This is a genomic window from Mycobacterium sp. TH-M15 (assembly GCF_057473705.1).
Genome location: NZ_JBYCLB010000415.1, coordinates 1 through 2436 on the forward strand (window position 1 = coordinate 1; position 2436 = coordinate 2436).

The following is a 2436-nucleotide window of genomic DNA, read 5'->3' on the forward strand; positions in this document are numbered from 1 at the left end:
ACAACACCGCCCGCCTCATCGCCGCCCGGCGACCCCGATGAACATGCCCCGCCGCAGGACCCGCACCGTCACGCCACAGCCGGAGCGCCGCCGAACAACCCAGCGAAACCGAGTTGACCTGCACCATCTGCCCGCCAGCCATGATCGGGAACCTAAACCGAGCCGACCAACGCCGCAACTCACCCCGTCGATCCGAACCCGACCCACTGATCGCCATGGCACAGACGGCGACCGTGGCGCTGTTCCGCCAGGCGCGAGCGGATGGAACGCCAACAGCCAATACGGCGAGCAGCATTCGTGACCTGGCGGTCCAACCGGGATATTGGCCGCAGCGATATTGGCCGCAGCGCCACCCCGAGTTCACCCTCGGTCCGGCCGCCGACCGGCCGCCGGTGCGTACGATTTCCTCGTGTCCGTCACGTCCGCGCTGCTGCTCGCCGGTGTCGCCGCCGTTGCGGCGCTGACGCTGGGCGCGACCGTGGGCACCCAGGTGGCCCGCGGGTTCGCCGAACGCCGGCGGCGGGAGGCGGCCGAACGGGCCGGGATCACCGTGGGGCAGATGCTGCAGCGCATCGTCGAGCTGGCACCGACCGGCACCGCGGTGGTCGACGCCCACCGAGACGTCGTCTACCGCAACGACCGGGCGGAAGAACTGGGCCTGGTTCACAATCGGCTGCTCGATGACCGGGCCTGGGCCGCGGCGCAGCGCGCGCTGGCCGGCGGCGAGGACGTCGGGTTCGAGCTATCGCCGGAAAAGCCGGAGCAGCCAGGCGTGCGCGGCGGATCCCCGCGGACCGGGCTGGAGGTGCGTGGTCACGCGAGTCTGCTCTCCGACGAAGACCGCCGGTTCGCGGCGGTCTTCGTCGACGACCAGTCCGAGTATGCCCGCCTGGAGGCCACCAGACGCGACTTCGTGGCCAACGTCAGCCACGAGCTGAAAACACCGGTCGGGGCGATGGGCGTGCTGGCCGAGGCGCTGCTGGCATCGGCCGACGACCCCGAGACGGTGCATCGGTTCGGCGAGATGGTGCTGGTCGAGTCCAACCGGCTGGCCAACATGGTCAGCGAGCTGATCGAGCTGTCCCGGCTGCAGGGTGGCGAGCCGCTGCCCGAGCTCGGCGAGGTCGACGTCGACACCGTGGTCGCCGAGGCGCTCTCCCGGCACAAGGTAGCGGCCGACAACGCCCACATCACGCTGGGCACCGACGCGTCGACCGGTTTCCGGGTGCTCGGCGACGAGCGTCTGCTGGTCACCGCGTTGGCGAACCTGGTGTCCAACGCGATCGCCTACTCGCCGCACGAGTCACCGGTGTCGATCAGCCGCCGCCGGCGCGGCGAGTTCGTCGAGATCGCGGTCACCGACCGCGGCATCGGCATCGCCCGCAAGGATCAGGAACGGGTCTTCGAGCGGTTCTTCCGCAGCGACAAGGCGCGGTCTCGGGCGACCGGGGGCAGCGGGCTGGGCTTGGCCATCGTCAAGCACGTGGCGGCCAACCACAACGGCACCATCAGCCTGTGGAGTCAGCCCGGTACCGGCTCGACGTTCACCCTGTCGATTCCGGCGTACCGAGGCGGCGGAGATGAGCCGAATCCGGTCGGCGGTGAGCCGCCGGGGCGGGATAATGTGCCGGACGGGTAGGAGTGCGGATGAGGAGGGGCGGCGCTAGATGGCTCGCGTGTTGATCGTCGAGGACGAGGAGTCGCTGGCCGACCCGTTGGCCTTTCTGCTGCGCAAGGAGGGCTTCGAGGCCACCGTGGTGACCGACGGCCCGTCGGCGTTGGCGGAGTTCGACCGGGCCGGCGCCGACATCGTGCTGCTCGACCTGATGCTGCCCGGCATGTCCGGCACCGATGTCTGCAAGCAGCTGCGGTCCCGCTCCGGAGTGCCGGTGATCATGGTCACTGCGCGCGACAGCGAGATCGACAAGGTGGTCGGCCTGGAGCTGGGTGCCGACGACTACGTGACCAAGCCGTACTCGGCTCGCGAGCTGATCGCCCGGATCCGGGCGGTGCTGCGCCGCGGCGGCGACGACGAAGCCGGAGCCGGCGAGGGAATGCTGGAGTCCGGGTCGGTGCAGATGGACGTCGAGCGGCATGTGGTTCTGGTCAACGGCGAGCCGGTGACCTTGCCGCTCAAGGAATTCGACCTGCTGGAGTACCTGATGCGCAACACCGGCCGGGTGCTGACCCGCGGCCAGCTGATCGACCGGGTGTGGGGGGCGGACTACGTGGGCGACACCAAGACGCTGGACGTCCACGTCAAGCGGTTGCGGGCGAAGATCGAGGCCGACCCGGCCAACCCGGTGCACCTGGTCACGGTGCGCGGCCTCGGTTACAAGCTGGAGGGTGAGGCGCTGTCTGAGGGCTGGGGTGTGCGGCGTCCCTCGTGGAGCCGACCGTAAGATCCGTCGAATCCGGGTAGGTGGCCGTGAAGCG

General features: G+C 69.8%; 2 protein-coding genes. Both read left to right on the forward strand.

Annotation, left to right across the window (positions count from 1 at the left end; genetic code table 11):
* The first annotated feature begins 409 nt into the window (after window positions 1-409).
* Window positions 410-1639, forward strand: a complete 1230-nt coding sequence (locus tag AC2VNT_RS10090) for a sensor histidine kinase (protein WP_486946721.1) — start codon at window positions 410-412, stop codon at window positions 1637-1639.
* 28 nt (window positions 1640-1667) lie between these two features.
* Entirely contained in the window at window positions 1668-2402 is a 735-nt protein-coding gene (locus AC2VNT_RS10095) for a winged helix-turn-helix domain-containing protein (protein ID WP_486946722.1), read from the forward strand.
* The last annotated feature ends 34 nt before the right edge of the window (window positions 2403-2436 follow it).